16 protein-coding genes and 3 pseudogenes are annotated in these 16297 nt (G+C 74.1%); 3 read left to right on the top strand and 16 right to left on the bottom strand.

The window, feature by feature from the left end; all coding sequences use genetic code 11:
* Window positions 1-90 precede the first annotated feature (90 nt).
* The 9 genes and pseudogenes from MOTC310_RS10920 to MOTC310_RS10875 all read right to left on the bottom strand — a co-directional run.
* Window positions 91-555, bottom strand: coding sequence for a cytochrome c-type biogenesis protein (locus MOTC310_RS10920; protein ID WP_331301772.1), 465 nt, complete (start codon window positions 553-555; stop codon window positions 91-93).
* Window positions 555-2555, bottom strand: a complete 2001-nt coding sequence (locus MOTC310_RS10915) for a heme lyase CcmF/NrfE family subunit (RefSeq protein WP_331301771.1) — start codon at window positions 2553-2555, stop codon at window positions 555-557. Before MOTC310_RS10915 ends, MOTC310_RS10920 begins: the two co-directional genes overlap by 1 nt.
* Before the next feature lie 10 nt (window positions 2556-2565).
* A complete protein-coding gene (gene ccmE / locus MOTC310_RS10910; protein ID WP_331293121.1) occupies window positions 2566-3078 on the bottom strand; it encodes a cytochrome c maturation protein CcmE in 513 nt (170 codons plus the stop codon).
* A gap of 197 nt (window positions 3079-3275) precedes the next feature.
* Window positions 3276-3942, bottom strand: a pseudogene (ccmI, locus tag MOTC310_RS32785) (c-type cytochrome biogenesis protein CcmI).
* Window positions 3943-4142: 200 nt separating this feature from the next.
* On the bottom strand, window positions 4143-5561 hold the full coding sequence (locus MOTC310_RS10895) for an ATP-binding protein (protein ID WP_331293120.1): 1419 nt from the start codon (window positions 5559-5561) through the stop codon (window positions 4143-4145).
* A gap of 15 nt (window positions 5562-5576) precedes the next feature.
* Window positions 5577-6737: a 2-methylaconitate cis-trans isomerase PrpF family protein gene (locus MOTC310_RS10890; protein WP_331301770.1), complete on the bottom strand. Its 1161-nt coding sequence runs from the start codon at window positions 6735-6737 to the stop codon at window positions 5577-5579.
* On the bottom strand, window positions 6734-7411 hold the full coding sequence (locus MOTC310_RS10885) for a response regulator transcription factor (RefSeq protein ID WP_012321897.1): 678 nt from the start codon (window positions 7409-7411) through the stop codon (window positions 6734-6736). The genes MOTC310_RS10890 and MOTC310_RS10885 overlap by 4 nt, the downstream gene beginning before the upstream one ends.
* Before the next feature lie 35 nt (window positions 7412-7446).
* Window positions 7447-7818, bottom strand: a complete 372-nt coding sequence (locus MOTC310_RS10880) for a PepSY domain-containing protein (RefSeq protein WP_331301769.1) — start codon at window positions 7816-7818, stop codon at window positions 7447-7449.
* A gap of 236 nt (window positions 7819-8054) precedes the next feature.
* Window positions 8055-9446: pseudogene (locus MOTC310_RS10875) on the bottom strand (baseplate multidomain protein megatron); the annotation flags it as partial.
* 75 nt (window positions 9447-9521) lie between these two features.
* Between MOTC310_RS10875 and MOTC310_RS10870 the strand changes: the two are divergent.
* Window positions 9522-9824: a type II toxin-antitoxin system RelE/ParE family toxin gene (locus MOTC310_RS10870; protein ID WP_331301768.1), complete on the top strand. Its 303-nt coding sequence runs from the start codon at window positions 9522-9524 to the stop codon at window positions 9822-9824.
* On the top strand, window positions 9824-10108 hold the full coding sequence (locus MOTC310_RS10865; RefSeq protein WP_331301767.1) for an addiction module antidote protein: 285 nt from the start codon (window positions 9824-9826) through the stop codon (window positions 10106-10108). Before MOTC310_RS10870 ends, MOTC310_RS10865 begins: the two co-directional genes overlap by 1 nt.
* Here the strand turns inward: MOTC310_RS10865 and MOTC310_RS10860 are convergent.
* From MOTC310_RS10860 to MOTC310_RS10845, 4 genes and pseudogenes are all read right to left on the bottom strand, one after another.
* Window positions 10039-10575 carry an NlpC/P60 family protein gene (locus MOTC310_RS10860; RefSeq protein WP_331301766.1) on the bottom strand — a complete coding sequence of 179 codons (537 nt, stop codon included), beginning with the start codon at window positions 10573-10575 and terminating at the stop codon, window positions 10039-10041. The two genes, MOTC310_RS10865 and MOTC310_RS10860, sit on opposite strands and share 70 nt — an antisense overlap.
* On the bottom strand, window positions 10572-11447 hold the full coding sequence (locus tag MOTC310_RS10855) for a DUF2163 domain-containing protein (RefSeq protein WP_331301765.1): 876 nt from the start codon (window positions 11445-11447) through the stop codon (window positions 10572-10574). The genes MOTC310_RS10860 and MOTC310_RS10855 overlap by 4 nt, the downstream gene beginning before the upstream one ends.
* A gap of 14 nt (window positions 11448-11461) precedes the next feature.
* On the bottom strand, window positions 11462-12103 hold the full coding sequence (locus MOTC310_RS10850; RefSeq protein ID WP_331301764.1) for a DUF2460 domain-containing protein: 642 nt from the start codon (window positions 12101-12103) through the stop codon (window positions 11462-11464).
* A gap of 214 nt (window positions 12104-12317) precedes the next feature.
* Window positions 12318-12503: pseudogene (locus MOTC310_RS10845) on the bottom strand (phage tail tape measure protein); the annotation flags it as partial.
* A gap of 50 nt (window positions 12504-12553) precedes the next feature.
* Here MOTC310_RS10845 and MOTC310_RS10840 point away from each other — a divergent pair.
* Window positions 12554-13099, top strand: a complete 546-nt coding sequence (locus MOTC310_RS10840) for a hypothetical protein (protein ID WP_331302237.1) — start codon at window positions 12554-12556, stop codon at window positions 13097-13099.
* A 466-nt stretch (window positions 13100-13565) separates the two neighbouring features.
* Here the strand turns inward: MOTC310_RS10840 and MOTC310_RS10835 are convergent, their stop codons facing one another.
* The 3 genes from MOTC310_RS10835 to MOTC310_RS10825 form a co-directional block, all read right to left on the bottom strand.
* A complete protein-coding gene (locus MOTC310_RS10835) occupies window positions 13566-14864 on the bottom strand; it encodes a DNA-packaging protein (RefSeq protein ID WP_331302221.1) in 1299 nt (432 codons plus the stop codon).
* Window positions 14839-15492, bottom strand: coding sequence for a hypothetical protein (locus MOTC310_RS10830; protein ID WP_331301763.1), 654 nt, complete (start codon window positions 15490-15492; stop codon window positions 14839-14841). The genes MOTC310_RS10835 and MOTC310_RS10830 overlap by 26 nt, the downstream gene beginning before the upstream one ends.
* 117 nt (window positions 15493-15609) lie before the next feature.
* Window positions 15610-15936, bottom strand: a complete 327-nt coding sequence (locus tag MOTC310_RS10825) for a DUF3761 domain-containing protein (protein WP_331301762.1) — start codon at window positions 15934-15936, stop codon at window positions 15610-15612.
* Between the last annotated feature and the right edge of the window lie 361 nt (window positions 15937-16297).

The raw sequence follows: 16297 nt of genomic DNA, 5'->3' as shown, positions 1-16297 counted from the left end.
GCCCCGGGCGCGTCGCCGATCGTGCGGTCTGCGAGGCCCGATCCAAGACTCGTGCCGGTTGGGGCGGGCGAATCGCTTCCGCCAGCGATTCTACTCCCGTCGTAGCAGCGCCGCGACCTCCGCCTCCTCGGCGGGCGACAGGTTTCGGGCCGGCGCGGCCGGCCGGCGGCGCGCGAGCCGCCAGATGCCGAACCCGCCGAGCAGCACCGCGAGCACCGGGGTCAGCCACAGCAGCAGGGTGTGCAGCGCGAAGACCGGGCGCAGGAGCACGAACTCGCCGTAGCGGGCCACGACGTAGTCGAGAACCGCCTTGTCGCTGTCGCCCTTCTCCAGCCGTTCGCGGACGATCAGGCGCAGGTCCTTGGCGAGCGGCGCGTCGGAATCGTCGATCGACTGGTTCTGGCAGACGAGGCAGCGCAGTTCGGCCGAGATCTCCCGCGCGCGGTGCTCCAGGACGGGGTCCTTCAGCACCTCGTCGGGCTGGACCGCCAGGGCCGGCAGTGACGCCAGCAGGACGAGCGCGGCCAGCGCCGGCCGGAGCGAACGGCGCGCCATCACTCGGCCGGCACCGCGACCGGCAGCGGTCGCGCCTTCGCCTTGGCGGGCACGCCGACGCGCATCCGCCGGTCGGTGAGCGACAGGCCGCCGCCCAGGGCCATCACCACCGCCCCGAGCCAGATCAGCAGGACCAGCGGCTTGTAGTAGAGGCGCAGGCCGACGCCGCCGTCCTGCCCGATCTCCCCGAGGCTCGCGTAGACCTGGCTGGCGCCGACGGTCAGCAGGCCCGACTCCGTCACCGCCATCTTGCGGCTCGGGTAGAAGCGCTTGCCGGTCTCGACCTGCCCGACCTCGTCGCCGCCGCGGGTGCGGATCGTCAGGTAGGCGGCGGCCTCCTCGTAGTTCGGGCCCTTGCGCGGCGCGACCCGGTCGAGCGTGGCCACGTAGGGCCCCGTCGCCAGGCTCTGGCCGGGCTTGAGGGTCGCCAGGCCCTCGGTGGCCCAGCCCTGGGCGGCGATGCCCAGCACCACGACGCCGACCCCGGCATGGGCGAGGGCGGTGCCCCAGGCCGAGCGCGGCAGGCCGACGGCGCGGCGGCCGATCTGGCCGAGGGAGCGGGCGCGGCTCGCCCCGTAGCCCCGGGCGCGGGTGACGATCTCCAGGGCGGAGCCGATCAGCAGGTAGGCGCCGAGGCCGATCCCGACCGGTGCCATGACCGGCCCGCCCCAGGTCAGCGCCAGGACCGCGAAGCCGACCACCAGGGCGACCGCCAGGGCCGCGAACAGGCGCTGGGCGGCGGCGAGCACGTCGCCGCGCTTCCAGGCCAGCGCCTGGCCGGCGGGCACGATCAGCAGGAGCGGGATCGCCAGCGGCACGAAGGTGGAATTGAAGAAGGGCGGCCCGACCGTGATCTTCTCGCCCGTCAGCATCTCCAGCACGAGCGGGTAGAGGGTGCCGACCAGCACGGTGGCGCAGCCCGCGACCAGGAACAGGTTGTTGAGGACGAGCGACCCCTCGCGGGAGATCGGCGCGAACAGGCCGCCCTGCCGCAGCAGCGGCGCCCGCCACGCGAACAGCGTCAGCGAGCCGCCGATGAACAGAACCAGGATCGCCAGGATGAAGACGCCGCGGGTCGGGTCGGTGGCGAAGGAATGGACCGAGGTGATCACGCCCGAGCGGACCAGGAAGGTGCCGATCAGCGAGAGCGAGAAGGTCAGGATGGCGAGCAGCACCGTCCAGACCTTCAGGGCGTCGCGCTTCTCCATCACCACGGTGGAGTGCAGCAGCGCCGTGCCGGCGATCCACGGCATCAGCGAGGCGTTCTCGACCGGGTCCCAGAACCACCAGCCGCCCCAGCCGAGCTCGTAATAGGCCCAGTACGAGCCCATCGCGATTCCGAGCGTCAGGAAGCACCACGCCGTCAGCGTCCAGGGCCGCACCGCGCGGGCCCAGACGGCGTCGATCCGCCCGTCGATCAGCGCGGCCACGGCGAAGGCGAAGCTGATCGAGAAGCCGACATAGCCGATGTAGAGGAGCGGCGGGTGGATCGCGAGACCCGGATCCTGCAGCAGCGGATTGAGGTCGTTGCCCTCGAGCGGTGCCGGGATCACGCGGGTGAACGGGTTCGAGGTCGTGATGATGAACAGCACGAACACGAAGGTGATCAGCCCCTGCACGCCCAGCGTGCTGGCCCGCAGCCGCGGCGGCACCGAGTTCTTGGCAGCCGCCACGCAGGCGCCGAACAGCGTGAGGATCAGCACCCAGAGGAGCATCGAGCCCTCGTGGTTCCCCCAGACGCCGGAGATCTTGTAGATCAGCGGCTTCTGCGTGTGCGAGTTCTCGACGACGTTCTGGACCGAGAAGTCCGAGGTGACGTGCGCCCAGGTGAGCGCCGCGAAGGCGAACAGCACGCAGGCGAAGGCGCCCAGCGCCGCCTGCGAGGCGATCTGGCGGAGCGCCGGATCACCCGAGCGGGCGGCCCAGATCGGCATCACCACCTGGACGAGGGAGATCGCCAGCGCGAGCGCGAGGGCGAAGTGGCCGGTCTCGACGATCATGCGGGTTCCCTCACCGCTCGCTGCGGGGGCCGAGGGTGCTGTCCGCCGCCGCGGTGGCGGGCTTCGGCGCGGGGCCGGCCTTGTTCGGGCCGCCCTCCTGCCAGCGCCCCTGCGCCTTCAGCGCGTCGGCCACCTCGCGGGGCATGTAGGATTCGTCGTGCTTGGCGAGCACCGTGTCGGCGCGGAACTGGCCGCCCGGCTCCAGCACGCCCTCGGCGACCACGCCCTGCCCTTCCCGGAACAGGTCCGGCAGGAGCCCCTTGTAGTGGACCTCGACGGTCGCGTTCGTGTCGGTGACGGCGAAGTCGACCGCCTGGTCGGGGCCGCGCCTGAGCGAGCCGTCCTTCACCAAGCCGCCGAGCCGCAGGCGCGTGCCCGGGGCGATGGCCTGCTGGGCGATGTCGGTGGGCGAGCGGAAGAACACGATCGAGCCGCTCATGGCGTACAGGATCAGCCCCACGGCGAGGGTCAGCACGCTGCCGCAGGCGGCGATCAGGATCAGGCGGCGTTTCTTACGCGTCACGATACTTCCACCCCGCGGTCCGGCGCGCGGAGACCCGCCCCGACCGGAACCGTTCTCATTCTAGTCTTGAGGGTGTCGGCTCCAGGCGCCCGCGGGTCAAGGGCGGGCGTCGGGACCGATTGTCGTACGGGCCGCCCCGCGGAGGCCGCCTCGCGATTTCGTGGTGTCGGGATTGGACTTGCCGGGGAACGGGCCTGTCAGGGGTTGGGCTTGTCGGAGAGGTCCAGCTCCCGGGCGAGCCCGTCGAGCCGCGCCACCGCCTCGCCGTTGGCGGCCAGCGCCATCCGGGCGCGGTCGAGGGCCTTCACCGCCTGGTCGCGCTCGCCCAGCGCGCTGTAGGAGCGCACGAGCCGCATCCACTCGTCCGGCGTGCCGCCCCGCGCCGCGAGGCGCCGGTCGAGTCCCTCGACCATGCCGCGAATGGCCGCCTGCTGCTCCGCCTGGGGCATGGCGCGCACGGCCGCCATCGCGGCCTCCTTCTCGGCCGGTCCGCCCGGTCCGGCCCGGCCCGATTCGGCCGGCGCGGGCGCCCCGCCCTCCGCGCCGAGACCCACCCGGCTCGGCCGGGCGCGCGGCCTCGGCGATGCCGTCATCCTCGGCCTCGCGCTGCGCCTCGCGGCTCGCCCGGAGCAGGCGGCGCGCCGCCTCGGCCTTGGCGGTCTCGGCCTCGTCGGGAGCGATCAGGCCGCGCTCGAGGTCGCGCTCGATCTCGGCGACCTGATCCTCGTAGAACGCCGTCTCGGTGCCGAGCCCGGACCCGCCCACCTCGCCGGTCGGCACGGCGGCGCGCCGCGACATCGGCCAGAGCAGGCCGAGAACGGCCGCCGCGGTCATGGCCGCCAGGATGAACCAGATCGCCGTCATGGACCTTATCGCCAACGAGCCGGACCGGCCCGCCCCTCCCCACGCCATGTGGAGCCGGCAGCGTGACGCCACGACGCCTCCCGGCGGCGGCACGGTGTCACGCAACTCTGTTGCGAAGACAAGGGCCTGGGCGGAGCCATGAGGCCGCGTCCCGCGTCCCGGTCGCTGCCGGGGCGCCGCCGGGGAGGCCCCCCGGCGGCCTAATGCGCCGCGGTGCCGACCGGCAGGTCCCCCGGCACCTCCAAAACCGCTCGCAGGCCGCCGAGCGCCGCCTGCTCCAGCGTGAAGCGCCCGCGGTACAGGGCGGCGAGGTCGGCCACGATCGACAGGCCGAGGCCGGAGCCGGGCTTCGACTCGTCGAGGCGCCGCCCCCGGCCGAGCACGGCCTGGCGGGCCTCCGGCGGCAGGCCGGGACCGTCATCCTCGATGGCGACGACGAGGTGGGGATAATCGTTCGTCTTCACCGCCTCGGCCCGGATCGCCACCCGGCCGTGGGCCCATTTGGACGCGTTGTCGACGAGGTTGCCGACCATCTCCTCGAAATCCTGGCGCTCGCCGCGGAAGCGCAGGCCCGGCGGCACGTGGACGTCGTAGGCGATGTCCTTGTCGCGGTAGATCTTCCCGAAGGTGCGCACGAGGCCGGCGAGCGCCGGCTCGACCTCCGTGGAGGTGCCGAGCGTGCCGGCGAGCGCCGCGGCGCGGGCCCGGTCGAGGTGGTAGTTGACCTGATCGCGCATGACCGCGGCCTGCTCGCGGATCTTCTGCGCGAGCTCCTCGGGGGCGTCCGAGGCCCCGACCTCGTTGACGATGATCGAGAGCGGCGTCTTGAGGGCGTGGGCGAGGTTGCCAACCTGGGTTCGGGCGCGCTCCAGGATCTCGCGGTTGGTCTCGATCAGGAGGTTCACCTCGCCGGTGAGCGGCGCGATGTCGCGGGGATAGGTGCCGGTGATGCGGTCGGCCTCGCCCCGGCGCACGGCCCCCAGCGCGGCGCGCATCTTCTTGAGCGGCGCGAGACCGAACCGGATCTGCAGCAGGGTGGTGATCGCCAGCGACAGGCCGAGCAGGCCGAAGGTGATGGTCAGCGAGTTCCGGAACCGGTCGACATCGTTCACGATCTCGTCGGCGGGGCCCGCGACCCGGACCGTGTAGCGGCCCTCCTCACCGAGATCGACGTCGCGCTCCATGATGCGCAGGAGGCGCCCGTCCTGCCCCTTGCCGTAGCCCTGGCGGATCTGCCCGACCCCGACCTTGCCGTCGGAATCGGTGGCGGGCGGCAGCGGCACGCCGACGAGGGAGCGGGAGGTGCGCACGTCGCGCGGCTTCGCGTCCGGCTTGCCGACCTGCCAGTACCAGCCCGACAGGGGCAGGTCGAAGCGCGGGTCGCCGAGCGAGAAGGTCCGGCTCTCGGGATCGTTGGGCGAGACGAGGTCGGTGGCGAGGTTGTTGGCGAAGACTAGGAGCCGGCTGTCGAAGGAGCGCTCGGTGTTCTCGCGGTAGAGGGTCGTGAGGATCCAGGCCGCGATCAGCAGGATCGCGGAGCTCGCCAGGAACGCCGACACGGCGAGCCGCACCGCGATGGAGCGGCGGCGCAGGGAGAAGAGGCCGATGAGATCGATCATGGATGCGTCGGTCGCTCAGACGGGCGGCTGCGCATCGTAGAACACCGCGCCGCGCATCAGCGGGCGCGCCGTGCGGAAGAAGGCGCCGCGTTCGGCCCGCCAGCCGTCGGCCTCGCGGATCACGGCGGCGTCGGCGGTGAGGATGCCCGACGGCATGCCGACCCGCAGGGCCGCTTCGGTGGGGCGGGCGGCCTCGTGGACGAGACTGCCCTCGAGCCGGGCGGCGACCGCGAGGCACAGGGTGGCGGTGAGCGGCAGCGCCTGATGCGGCACGCCGTTGGAGATGACCCGGGCGGTCAGGTCGACATCGGCGCCGCGGATGGTCTCGCCCGAGAGGCTGCCGGAATCCTGCGGCGGGGCGACGAGGCCGACGAACGGCACGTGGACGACGCGCGCCGCCGCCTCGAGATCGGGCGCGATGCCCATCGCCACGGAGCCGGCCCGGCGGATCCGCGCCAGCCGGTCGAGGAGGCCCGGCGCGGCCTCCAGGGCGGCGGGCAGCTCGGTGCCGGCGAGGCCGAGATCGGCGGCGCGGACGAACACGCAGGCGTTGGCGGCGTCGATCAGCGAGGCCTCGATCGCGCCGAGGCCCGGCACGTCGAGCCACTGGCGGACGGTGCCGGTCGGCAGCAGCCGGCCGGTCGTGGCGCCGCCCGGATCCAGGAAGTCGAGCCGGATCGGCGCGCCGGTGCCGGTGACGCCGGGGATCGCGAGGTCGCCCCGGTAGACGCTGCGCCCGCCCGCGGCCGCGAAGGTCGCCACGACCAATTTGCGCGTGTTGGTGTTGAAGATCCGCAACCGCACCGCGCCGTCGGGGACGTCGACGAGCCCCTCGTCGACCGCGAACGGTCCCACGGCGGCGAGCATGTTGCCGCAATTGCCCGAGAGGTCGATGCGGCCGTCGCGGACCACGACCTGCACGAAGGTGTAGTCGATGTCGGCTCCGGGCCGCGCCGAGCGCTCGACCACGCAGATCTTCGAGACCGACGAGACGCCCCCGCCCATTCCGTTAAGCTGCCGCCCGAACGGGTCGGGGCTGTCCATGGCGGAGAGGAAGACCGGCTCCCAGGCGGCGAGATCCCCCGGCACGTCCCGGCGGTGCAGCATCAGCGCCTTGCTGGTGCCGCCGCGCATGAACACGGCCGGCAGCGTGCCGGAACGCGCGGCCGCGCTCACATCCGCGCCGGCGGCTGGTTGGGATCCACGAGGTAGCCGAGGCCGCGGACCGTCTGGATCAGGTCCACCGCGAGCTTCTTGCGCAGGCGGCCCACGAACACCTCGATCGTGTTCGAGTCGCGGTCGAAATCCTGGTCGTAGAGGTGCTCGGTGAGTTCGGCGCGGGACACGACCCGGCCGGTATGGTGCATCAGGTAGGAGAGCAGCCGGTACTCGTGGCTCGTCAGCTTCACCTGGGCGCCGTCGACGAAGACCTTGCCGGAGCGGGTGTCGAGGGTCACCGGCCCGCAGGCGATCTGGCTGGTGGCGTGGCCGGCGGCCCGGCGCAGCAGCGCGCGCACCCGGGCCATCAGCTCCTCCATGTGGAAGGGCTTGGTAACGTAGTCGTCGGCGCCGGCATCGAAGCCGTCGACCTTGTCCGACCAGCGGTCGCGGGCGGTGAGGATGATCACCGGGGTCTTCACGCCGGCCCGGCGCCACTTCTGGAGCACGGTCACGCCGTCGGCCTTGGGCAGACCCATGTCGAGGATGATGGCGTCGTAGGGCTCGCTCTCGCCGAGATAGCCGCCCTCCTCGCCGTCATAGGCCTTGTCGGCGACGTAGCCGGCCTCCTCCAGCGCGGCCACGACCTGCCGGTTGATGTCCTTGTCATCCTCCACGACCAGCAGACGCACGGCTCACTCCCCTCCGAAACGGTTCCGGCGCCCGCTCAATACTGTCCCGCCACGGTGCCGGTGCGCGCGTCGACAATCACGTGCACGAAATGCCCGTCCCGGCGCAAGGCGGTGAGCATGTAGACGAGGCCGTCCTCGTGACGGCAGAGGCTCGCCCGCTGGATCTCGGCGCGCGGGATCACCGTGCGGGCGGCGCGGATCGCCGCCACGGGCGGGATCACCCGGCGCTCGCCGACCTCCTCGCGCAGGTCCGCGGGGGACAGGCAGCTCTCGATCCGCAGCGGCGCCTGGCTGGACACCGCGCCCGCCTGCGGAGCCGGCCCGTCGTCGGCCATGGAGCCGAGGCCGCCCGCGGCGAGGGCCGCGGCGGTCAGGCTGATGGCGACGAGGGCGATGGCGTAGCGCATTGGCGGACGATGTGCGCCCAGGGCACTGAATGCGTCCTGAATACGTAGCCGTGCGTCGCCCCCGGCGGCCGTCGGCGGCGGTCCGGACATTCCCTTCGCGTTTGACTCGGTGGCGGACGGCATCGTGCGGACATGACGGCCGGGGCGGCGCCCGGTTCCACGCCGCGCACAGCTGCGCACAGGCGCGTCGATCGCGCTCACGGCGACCGCGCGGACGGCGCCGCCGCCGGGACGGGCCCGCAGGCCGCGGCNACCCGGGTGAGGCCGACGAGCTCGCTGACGATCACGAAGGCCGCGAGCGGCGCGCCCGAGGCCGCCCAGCCGGCCGCGAGACCGGCGTAGTGCAGGACCGCGTCGCGGTACCCGCCCGCGAAGAAGGCCGCGACCTGCGCGTCGGCCGCTTCGGTCCCGTCCGGGCTTCCCGGGCGGCCGGGGGCCGGATCGCAGGTGATGCGGCCGCGCCAGGGATAGGCGGGCTGCGCGGCGCCGGGGACGTGCGGATCGGGCAGCGCGTTGCCGGCCGGCACGTCCATCATGACGAACGGGTAGAGCGACACCGCCAGCCCCCGGCGCGCCAGCTCGGCCACCAGCCGGGTCAGGCCCGCGTCAGCCGGCGTGCCGCCGTAGGCCGGGCTGCCGTCCGGCAGGGTCGAGACCGTCTCGGCGCGGTCGCGGGTGATCCCGGCGACGCGCCAATCCTCCGGCCAGGCGCGCTTGTCGGCGGCCTCGACCTTCGGGACCACCCGGCAGGATCCCGCCCGCAGGTCGGTGCCGAACCACGTCGCCACCACGGCGACCCGGCGCAGGTTCGGGCACAGTGCCTGGAGCGCGTCGAGGGAGGCGACGACGTCGGTGCCGCGCTGGAGCTGGTGCCGGTTGGCGGCCTCGGTGCGGCCGAGCCCGAGATCGACGGTGACCCGGTCCGGATCGAGGCCGAACTCGCTGGCGCCGGGGATCAGGTCGACGGCCCGCACCCGGTCGAACAGGCCGTTGACCGGGCGGATCACCTCGAAGGCGAATTGCGGGACCCGGTTGCCGAAGGCCGCGAGGGCGAGGTTCTCGAACACCACGTAGGCGAGGCCGCGATAGGCCGGCGCGTTCTCGGCGCCCTCCTTGGCGACGATCAGCGGGTCGGGCTCCTGGCCGGGGCCGCCGGTATGGACCCGCAGGGTCAAGCCCGCCTGGTCGATCTCCCGTCCGTCCGCCCAGATCCGGCGGACGCAGGCGATCTCGCCCTCGCACAGGCCGACCGCGAGGTTGGCGAAGTAGCTGTAGCGGGTCGTGACGGTCTTCGGGCCGCCCGCCAGCCCGCCCTTGGCGGGGGCGGCGGCGCGCTGCACCGCGGTGTTGGCGACCTCCAGCGGGCGGGTCGCCCAGATCAGGGTGCCGCCGATCCGCGCCCGCCCGTAGACCCGGGGGATCGGGTCGCCCTCGGTGGAGGTGAGCCCGGCGACGTCGGCGAGTCGCGGCCCCTCGACGAAGCGCGCGTGCCGTCCGGCCCCCGACAGGGCGCCGCCGAGGGCCGCGCCCGCGGCAGAGCCGAGCGCCCGCCCGACCATGCCGCCGATCGGGCCTCCGAGGGCGGTGCCCACGGCCGCCCCGGCCGAGGACAGGATCAGCGTCGCCATGGCGGGGCTCCGGATCTGATGGCGGTACCGCGTGGACGGGTTGCCGTTCCGTATCCGATCGGATACGTTCGACCTGTGACGACGATCCTGCTGTCCGACACCTTCCGGACTTGGCTCACGGGCCTGAAGGATCACCGCGCCAGGGCGCGCATCGCGGCACGTATCCGCAGCGCGGGGCTCGGCAATTTCGGGGATTCCAAACCGGTCGGGTCAGGTGTGTTCGAGATGCGGATCCCGTATGGCCCCGGCTTTCGCGTCTACTATGTCCGGCGCGGCGAGGTAACGTACCTGCTCCTGTGCGGCGGCGATAAGTCCAGCCAGACCCGGGACATTCAGAGGGCCAAGTCCATGGCCGCCTCTCTCGACGGAATCACCTGATGCGTTTCACACCGTTCGACGCCTCGGAATTCCTTGACAGTGAGGAGGCGATTGCCGAATACTTGGCGGCAGCGCTCGACGACCCCGACCCCGAGCTGTTCATCGCGGCCCTGGGCGATGTCGCGAAGGCACGCGGCATGGCGCAGATCGCCCGGGAAGCGGGTGTCGGTCGAGAGAGCCTCTACAAGGCGCTGACGCCGGGCTCGAAGCTCCGCTACGAGACGGTCCGCAAGGTCATGGACGTGCTCGGCGTCAAGCTCACCGTATCGACGCGTTCCTCGTAGGCGCCGCAGCGCTCGGGAAACCGGAACACCCCCGTCGCGTGCCGGCGCCACCATCCGGTGAGCGCCACCTCGGCGACCACCGCGCCGTCGTGGGCGTGGATCATCGCGCCGTCGCCGGCGGCGATGGCGCAGTGGCGGGCCGGCAGGTGGCGGCGGAAGGCGAAGAGCAGGACGTCGCCCGGCCGCGGCGCCAGGTCCGCCAGGGGTCCGGGCACCGGCACGAGGTGGCGGGCGGCCGCCTCGGTGAGCGGGTCGGTCCCGGGCGCGGCCGATTCCGCCCAGGTGCCGGAATAGGGCGGCGGCACCTCCGGCTCGGCGCCGTAGAGCCCGCACCAGACCCCGCGCAGCAGGCCCAGGCAGTCGCAGCCCACGCCGCGCAGCGACGCCTGGTGGCGGTAGGGCGTGCCCAGCCAGAGCCGCGCCTCGCCCAAGGCCGCCGCGCCGATCGCCCGCCGCATCGCGCTCATCGGAACAGGCTCCCGCCGTCGAGGACGTGATCGGACCCCGGTACCGCCCGCATCACCGCGTCGTTGCCGGGCATGTGCGGGAAGCCCTGAAAGTTGACCGCGTTGGCGAAGCGGTCGCGGCAGGTGGCGAGGCGCTTGTCGCACCCGGCCGTGAGGCCGAATCCGTCGCCGGCGGCGACGGGCCGGGGCGGCGCGGTCCAGAGCTCGATCAGGGACCCGAGCTGGAGGCGCACATCCGCCGCGAGCCCGGCATTGGCGCCGGTCGTCCAGGTCAATCGCCCGCCGGTGAACAGGCCGTCCGCGAAGGACCCGGCGAGCGTCGCCGCGAGCGTGGCCGGCTCCGGGAGGCCGGTCACCCGGCCGGTGGTCGTCCAGGCGGCCCGGTCCACGCGGCAGCGCCCGTCCCCGAGATCGGCGCCGCAGGTCGCCCGGTAGGTGCGGCCCCGCTCGGCGCCGAGCCGGTGCGCGAGCCCGCGCAGCTCGGCCACGAAGGCGTCCCCGTCCCGGCGCACCTCGCCGATCGTGGCGACGTCGAGGAGGAGCCGGGTCTCGGGCTCGGTCCAGTCGACCAGCCAGGTCTCCACCGCGGCGCCGTCGTAGAGGCCGCCGGCGATGTCCGCCTCTGTGAGGCCGAGGCCGCTGAGCGCCCCGGCCACGTCGCCGCCGGAGACCGCGAATCCCAGCTCGGCGCCGGCCTCGGCCGCCTCCAACCCGGTGCGGGCGGCGTGGACGAGCCCCGCGATCGTCAGGTCGCGGTCGTGATCGGTGAAGCCGAGGGCGAGCCCGTCCGGCCGCCGCAGGGACCAGCAGCGGCACAGGGTGGTCACGCCGCCGGCCAGATGGGCCGCGAAGGCCTCCGGGATGTCGCGCATGGCGTCACGCCTCCTCAGGGCACGATCTCGACGAGCGGCACCTTGAGGATCTCGCCGGCCGTGAAGGCGGCGAGGTCGACGGTCAGCGCGTCGGTGTCGAAGCGGACCGGCACGTCGAAGGTGAAGCCCGCCGTCACGGCCGCGCCGGGTTGCGGGGCCTGGCCGGGCGCGAAGGTGACGAGGCCGGTGGCGGGGTCGCAGGCGAAGGCGCCCGGCTCGATCTCCCGGCCCGAGACCGCGACCCGCACGCTGCCCGCCACCGGCTTGGCGATCCGGCGGCGGTAGGGCGCGAAGCCCGCGCCGTAGGTCTTCATCAGCGGGAAGGCGGTCGCGGTGCCGTCGCCCGCGCCGAGCGGCTGGTCGAGGGGTCCGATCGGCCGGCCGGGCGGCCCGGAGCGGCAGTCGACCCGGTCGCGGAACCGGAAGCCGTAGAGCCGCCCGCGCCGCTCCTCGAAGAAGGCCAGCACCGCGTGCAGCGCGTCGAGGCCGCGCATCCCGAACCCGGCGTCGTAGCGGCGGCGGGAATCGGCCCAGCGGCCGTTCCGGTGCTCCCGGCCGGAGGCCAGGGTCACGATCTCGGTCAGCCGGTGCGGACCGCCGCTCGCGCGCAGGGACACGTCGAGGGGGAACAGCACCTCGTGGAAGTCGTCGGCCATGGCGGGAACCTCCGGTCCGCGTCGGGGACGCGTCGCCTCGATCGTCCGCGCCGCCGCGATCCGGGGCGCGACGGGGGAAGCCGTTCGATGGGTGCCCTCCCTCACCCCCTCACGCGCGCCGGTGATCGTCGACGGCCGCACCGGCCGGGCCCGGGCCCCGGAAGGGTGCAGGCCGGCGTGATTGGCGGTGGCGGGAGCCGCGCGCCTGGCGGCCTCACGTCGCCCGCTGCCCCCGCGCCACCGCCCGGGCGAGGCTCGCGGTCACCTGCGCCTCGGAGCGGCGGAAGGCCGCGGGATCGGGGGTGGCGATGTTGACGGTCACGGAAACCGGGCGGGCCTGCGCGCCGCCCGCGGCGACGCCGAGGCGGCCGTCCGGCCCGCGGCCGAGGGGCAGGATCGCGGCTCCGCGCCCTGCGCACCGGGCGGAGCTGGGCCGAGACCGAGACCCGCATGGCCTGGGATGGGCCCTCCGACCCGGCCGACGAGCCCGCCGCGGACTGTCCGACCAGCGCCGCGCCGGACGCGATGCCGGCCCCGGTCCTGCGCAAGCGGATCGCCCTCGGCCTGCCGGGCCTCGGCAACGCCGTGGAGGTGCAGACGAGCTTCGTCCTGTCCGAGCCCGCGGCGGCGCTCCGGCTCGAACCCCTCGCCGCCGCCGTCCCGGCCGAATTCTCCGCGGCCTGGCGCTTCGACCGGGCCACCGGCGGGATCGCGCCCCTCGACCCCGGACCGGGGGAGCGGCCGGACCCCGTGATCCTCGCGACGCCGGAGGGCTCGCACGCCCTGGCGGTCTGGGCGCCGGGCCCCCCGGACCAGGAGCCCGACGCGCCCCGGCCCGGTTTCGCGGTCGCGCCCGAGGCCGGGGCGAACCGCCTGAGCTGCCGCTTCCGGGTGGCGAACGCCGCCGCCGGCGCGCACGATCTCGCCTGCTACGCCCTGCTCGGCTCCCTCGCGGACGTCCGTGCCGCCCTGCGGAGCCTGACCGCGCCCCCGTGACGGCCCCGGCCGACGCCGGCGTGACGCGACCGACGAACCGCGGAGGTTCCGACGAACAGGAAGCACGTCCTCGGGCGCGCGATCTTGGTCGTCGCGCCCGTCCCCTCGGGCGGGGGCGATGGCGGCGGCGATTGACCGCCCGACGGCGACCCCCGATCCGGAGACGCGACGCGACGCGCCGGGCACGCGCACCGACGAAGGGTCCGGGCCCCGGGCTCATCCGCGGCGTCCCGGAAGGCCAGCGCGGCTAAACGCGGCAGATGTGCCGCTCAAAGCGCCCGCCCTGGGCAAACAATACGCAGAATTACGGTGGCGATTCCCAGCTCAGGACCGTGCACCGTGTCCGGAGCGCTACAGATTTGGCGCACGACATTGTGTATACAGCATGCAGTTCGTTCCAGAGACCACGAACCGACTCCGGCGCGCTTCTCCGTGAAGCGCGCCGAATTGTTCCGGGCCACCGCCCTCACAGCCGCCGGATGCGCGGCTCGGCCCGAGGCTCCAGCATCAGGTGCGTGAGCGCCCAGACCAGGGCGTCCAGGCGGTCGGGGGATGCCCCGCCGGACAGGCCGTCCGGCCCGAAATCGCACAGCTCGTCCTCCAGCGCCGGGAAGGCCCCGACATGGTGGACCAGCCCGCGGGCGTAGAGCAGCGAGACCGGCTCGGCGCGCAGGTACTTGCCCCGCGTGGCGTGGACCCGGGTGACCGGCACCGCGGGGTCGCACTGACCCAGCACGGCGGCGGCCATCTCGCCGCCCTGGTTGACCTCGACCACGAGGGCGTCGGCCCGGAGCCGGTGGTAGAGCGCCAGCGCCGCGGCCGCCCAGGCCTCCGGGGTGGCGCGGGCGAGGCTCGCGTCGGCCAGCACGTAGGCGTGGCCGCCCGCGCGCCCGGCCGCCACGATCCCGCAGGCATCCGAGCGCGCCCCCGAGGCGGCGGGCGGATCCACCGCCACGACGATCCGCCCGAGATCGGGCGCGGAGGTGACCCGGCCCGCCTCCAGGGCGGCGCGGGCCCACAGGGCGTCGTCCCGGTCGGCGATGAGCTCGCCGTCGAGTTCCTGCCGGCCGAGCCGCGTGCCGGCGTAGCGCCCGACCACCTGCTGGAGGAAGTCGGGCGCGAGATGCGCGGCGTTGTCGTGGGTCCGGGCGCGGCTGACCACGGTGCGCGGGTCGGCGAGCAGGCGGCGGATCAGCGGCACCGGCCGGGGCGTCGTCGTCACGAGGTTGCGCGGCCGGGCGCCGAGGCGCAGGCCGAATTGCAGCATGTCGAAGGCCGCCTCGGGCCGGCGCCACTTGGCGGCCTCGTCGCACCACGCGGCGCCGAATTGCGGGCCGCGCAGCGCGTCGGGCTCCTCCGCCGAGAAGGCGAGCGCGACGGCGCCGTTGCTCCACTCGAGCCGGCGGCGGCTCGGCGACCAGGTCGGCCGGGCCCGCCCCCGCGCCGGCAGACCGAGCAGCCCCGAGGGCCCCTCGACCATCACGTCCCGCACGTCGAGATGGGTCTCGCCGACCAGGGCGATCCGCCCGACCGGCACCCCGGCGAAGGCCGGGTCGCCCCGGGCGAGGGCGTCGACCCACTCGGCCCCGGTGCGGGTCTTGCCGCTGCCGCGGCCGCCGATCACCGCCCAGGTGGTCCAGCGCTCCGCGTCGGGCGGCGGCAGCTGGTCCGGCCGGGCCTGGTGCAGCCAGTCGCCCGCCAGCGCCCGGACGAGGTCCGGCGGCAGCGTCGCGAGGAAGTCAGGGAGCCGCCCGGTCGCCGACAAAGCCAGCAGCGCGTCGCGCGATCTCCGCGCGCAGGGCGGGCAGGTCGGGTTCGGTGTCGGGTCCGGTGCCATCGCCCCCCTCCCCCGCCCCGCGCGCGCCGTCCGCATCCAGAGTGTCGAGGAGCCGCTTGAGCCCGCCGAGATCGCGCAGGGTCCGGGCGGAATCGCGCGCGCCCGGCCCCGCCCCGCTCAAAGCCGCGTCGAAGGCGGCGATCTGCCGGGCGATATGGGCGCGCAGATGCGCCCGCAGGGTCGCCGGATCGGTCGCGGGGACGCCGCGCCCGGACACGGCCGGCGGCAGCGGCAGCTCCGCCCCGAAGGCCGAGGCCAACATCGCCGCGTCGAGCCGGCCGAGGCCCAGGATCTCGGTGACGTCGCCGGGATCGGCGCCCGGCGCGCAGAGCAGGCGGATCAGGGCGGCCCGGCGCGCCGCCGGCCACCGGGCCGTCAGGAGCCTGGGCCGGTGCCGCCGCGGCCTCGGCCAGCCGGCCCGGGCGTTCCAGGTGCGGATCGTGCTCGGACGGACGCCGATCCGGGCACCGATCGCGTCGATTGGCAGGTCGGTCTCGCGCAGGAGTTTCAGCGCCTCGGCGCGGCTGTCCGCCCTGCTGGGAGGGGGTGGCCACATCGACGTCTCTCCGCACACGTCTCGACCGTGCCGGGTTGATACCCCGGCAGCGCGACGGTGTCAAGCCCAAATTCCTAGAATGCGCGTGTTATAGGATTTAAGGCAGAGACCGGGGGCTCAGCCCTCCCACTGCGCCACGCCGCCGTGACGCGAGCAGGTGCCGCGATGCGTGTGGCTGAAGCTCCACGTGCCGTCCCGGCACTTGGCCGAGGCCCCCGCGGGCTTCCGGCCGTTGAGGCTTCGGGCCGGCCGGTGGACATCGGACCCGTCGCGGCTGCGGTAATGGCCGTGCCGGTCGAGGTTGCGGTCGTCGGGCTCGGAGAACGGCCGGGCGGCCGCGCCGCCGGCCAGGCCGAGGAGGACGAGACCGGCGAGTACCGACCACCGGGCGGCGCTGCGGGCGGAGCTGCGGGCGGCGGTTATCGCGATCGGGCCAGGCAGCACGGCACCCTCAAGGTTGTGTCGTCTGCCAAGAGACACAACCGAAGGGAAGCGTCACGACCTATCTACGGTTATCCAGGGTTCGATTGAAGGTTGCCGGTTCGGGTGGACGGCACTGCCCCGTCAGCGTCCGCCGGTGCCGGCGCGCTCCCGCCGGCCGCGCGTCCTGTACGGGCCCTGTGCCGGCCCTGTGCCGAGCCGCATGGCGGCGAGGTGGGGAACGGGCTCGAAAGATATCGTCGCTATTGTCCCGGTGAATGGCGGTCCCGAAGGCGGTTGCGGACCGGAACGGCCGTCCGGTCGACACGTTGACCGGCGCCATCCGCACGCAGGCATCGCCTTTCACGCAGTTCGTCAGAGTGAA

Source organism: Methylobacterium oryzae, from assembly GCF_036441375.1.
In the GTDB taxonomy this organism is placed as follows: Bacteria; Pseudomonadota; Alphaproteobacteria; order Rhizobiales; family Beijerinckiaceae; genus Methylobacterium; species Methylobacterium oryzae_A.
Note: the sequence above shows the minus strand (reverse complement) of the source record. Positions and strands in the feature narration are given on the sequence as shown.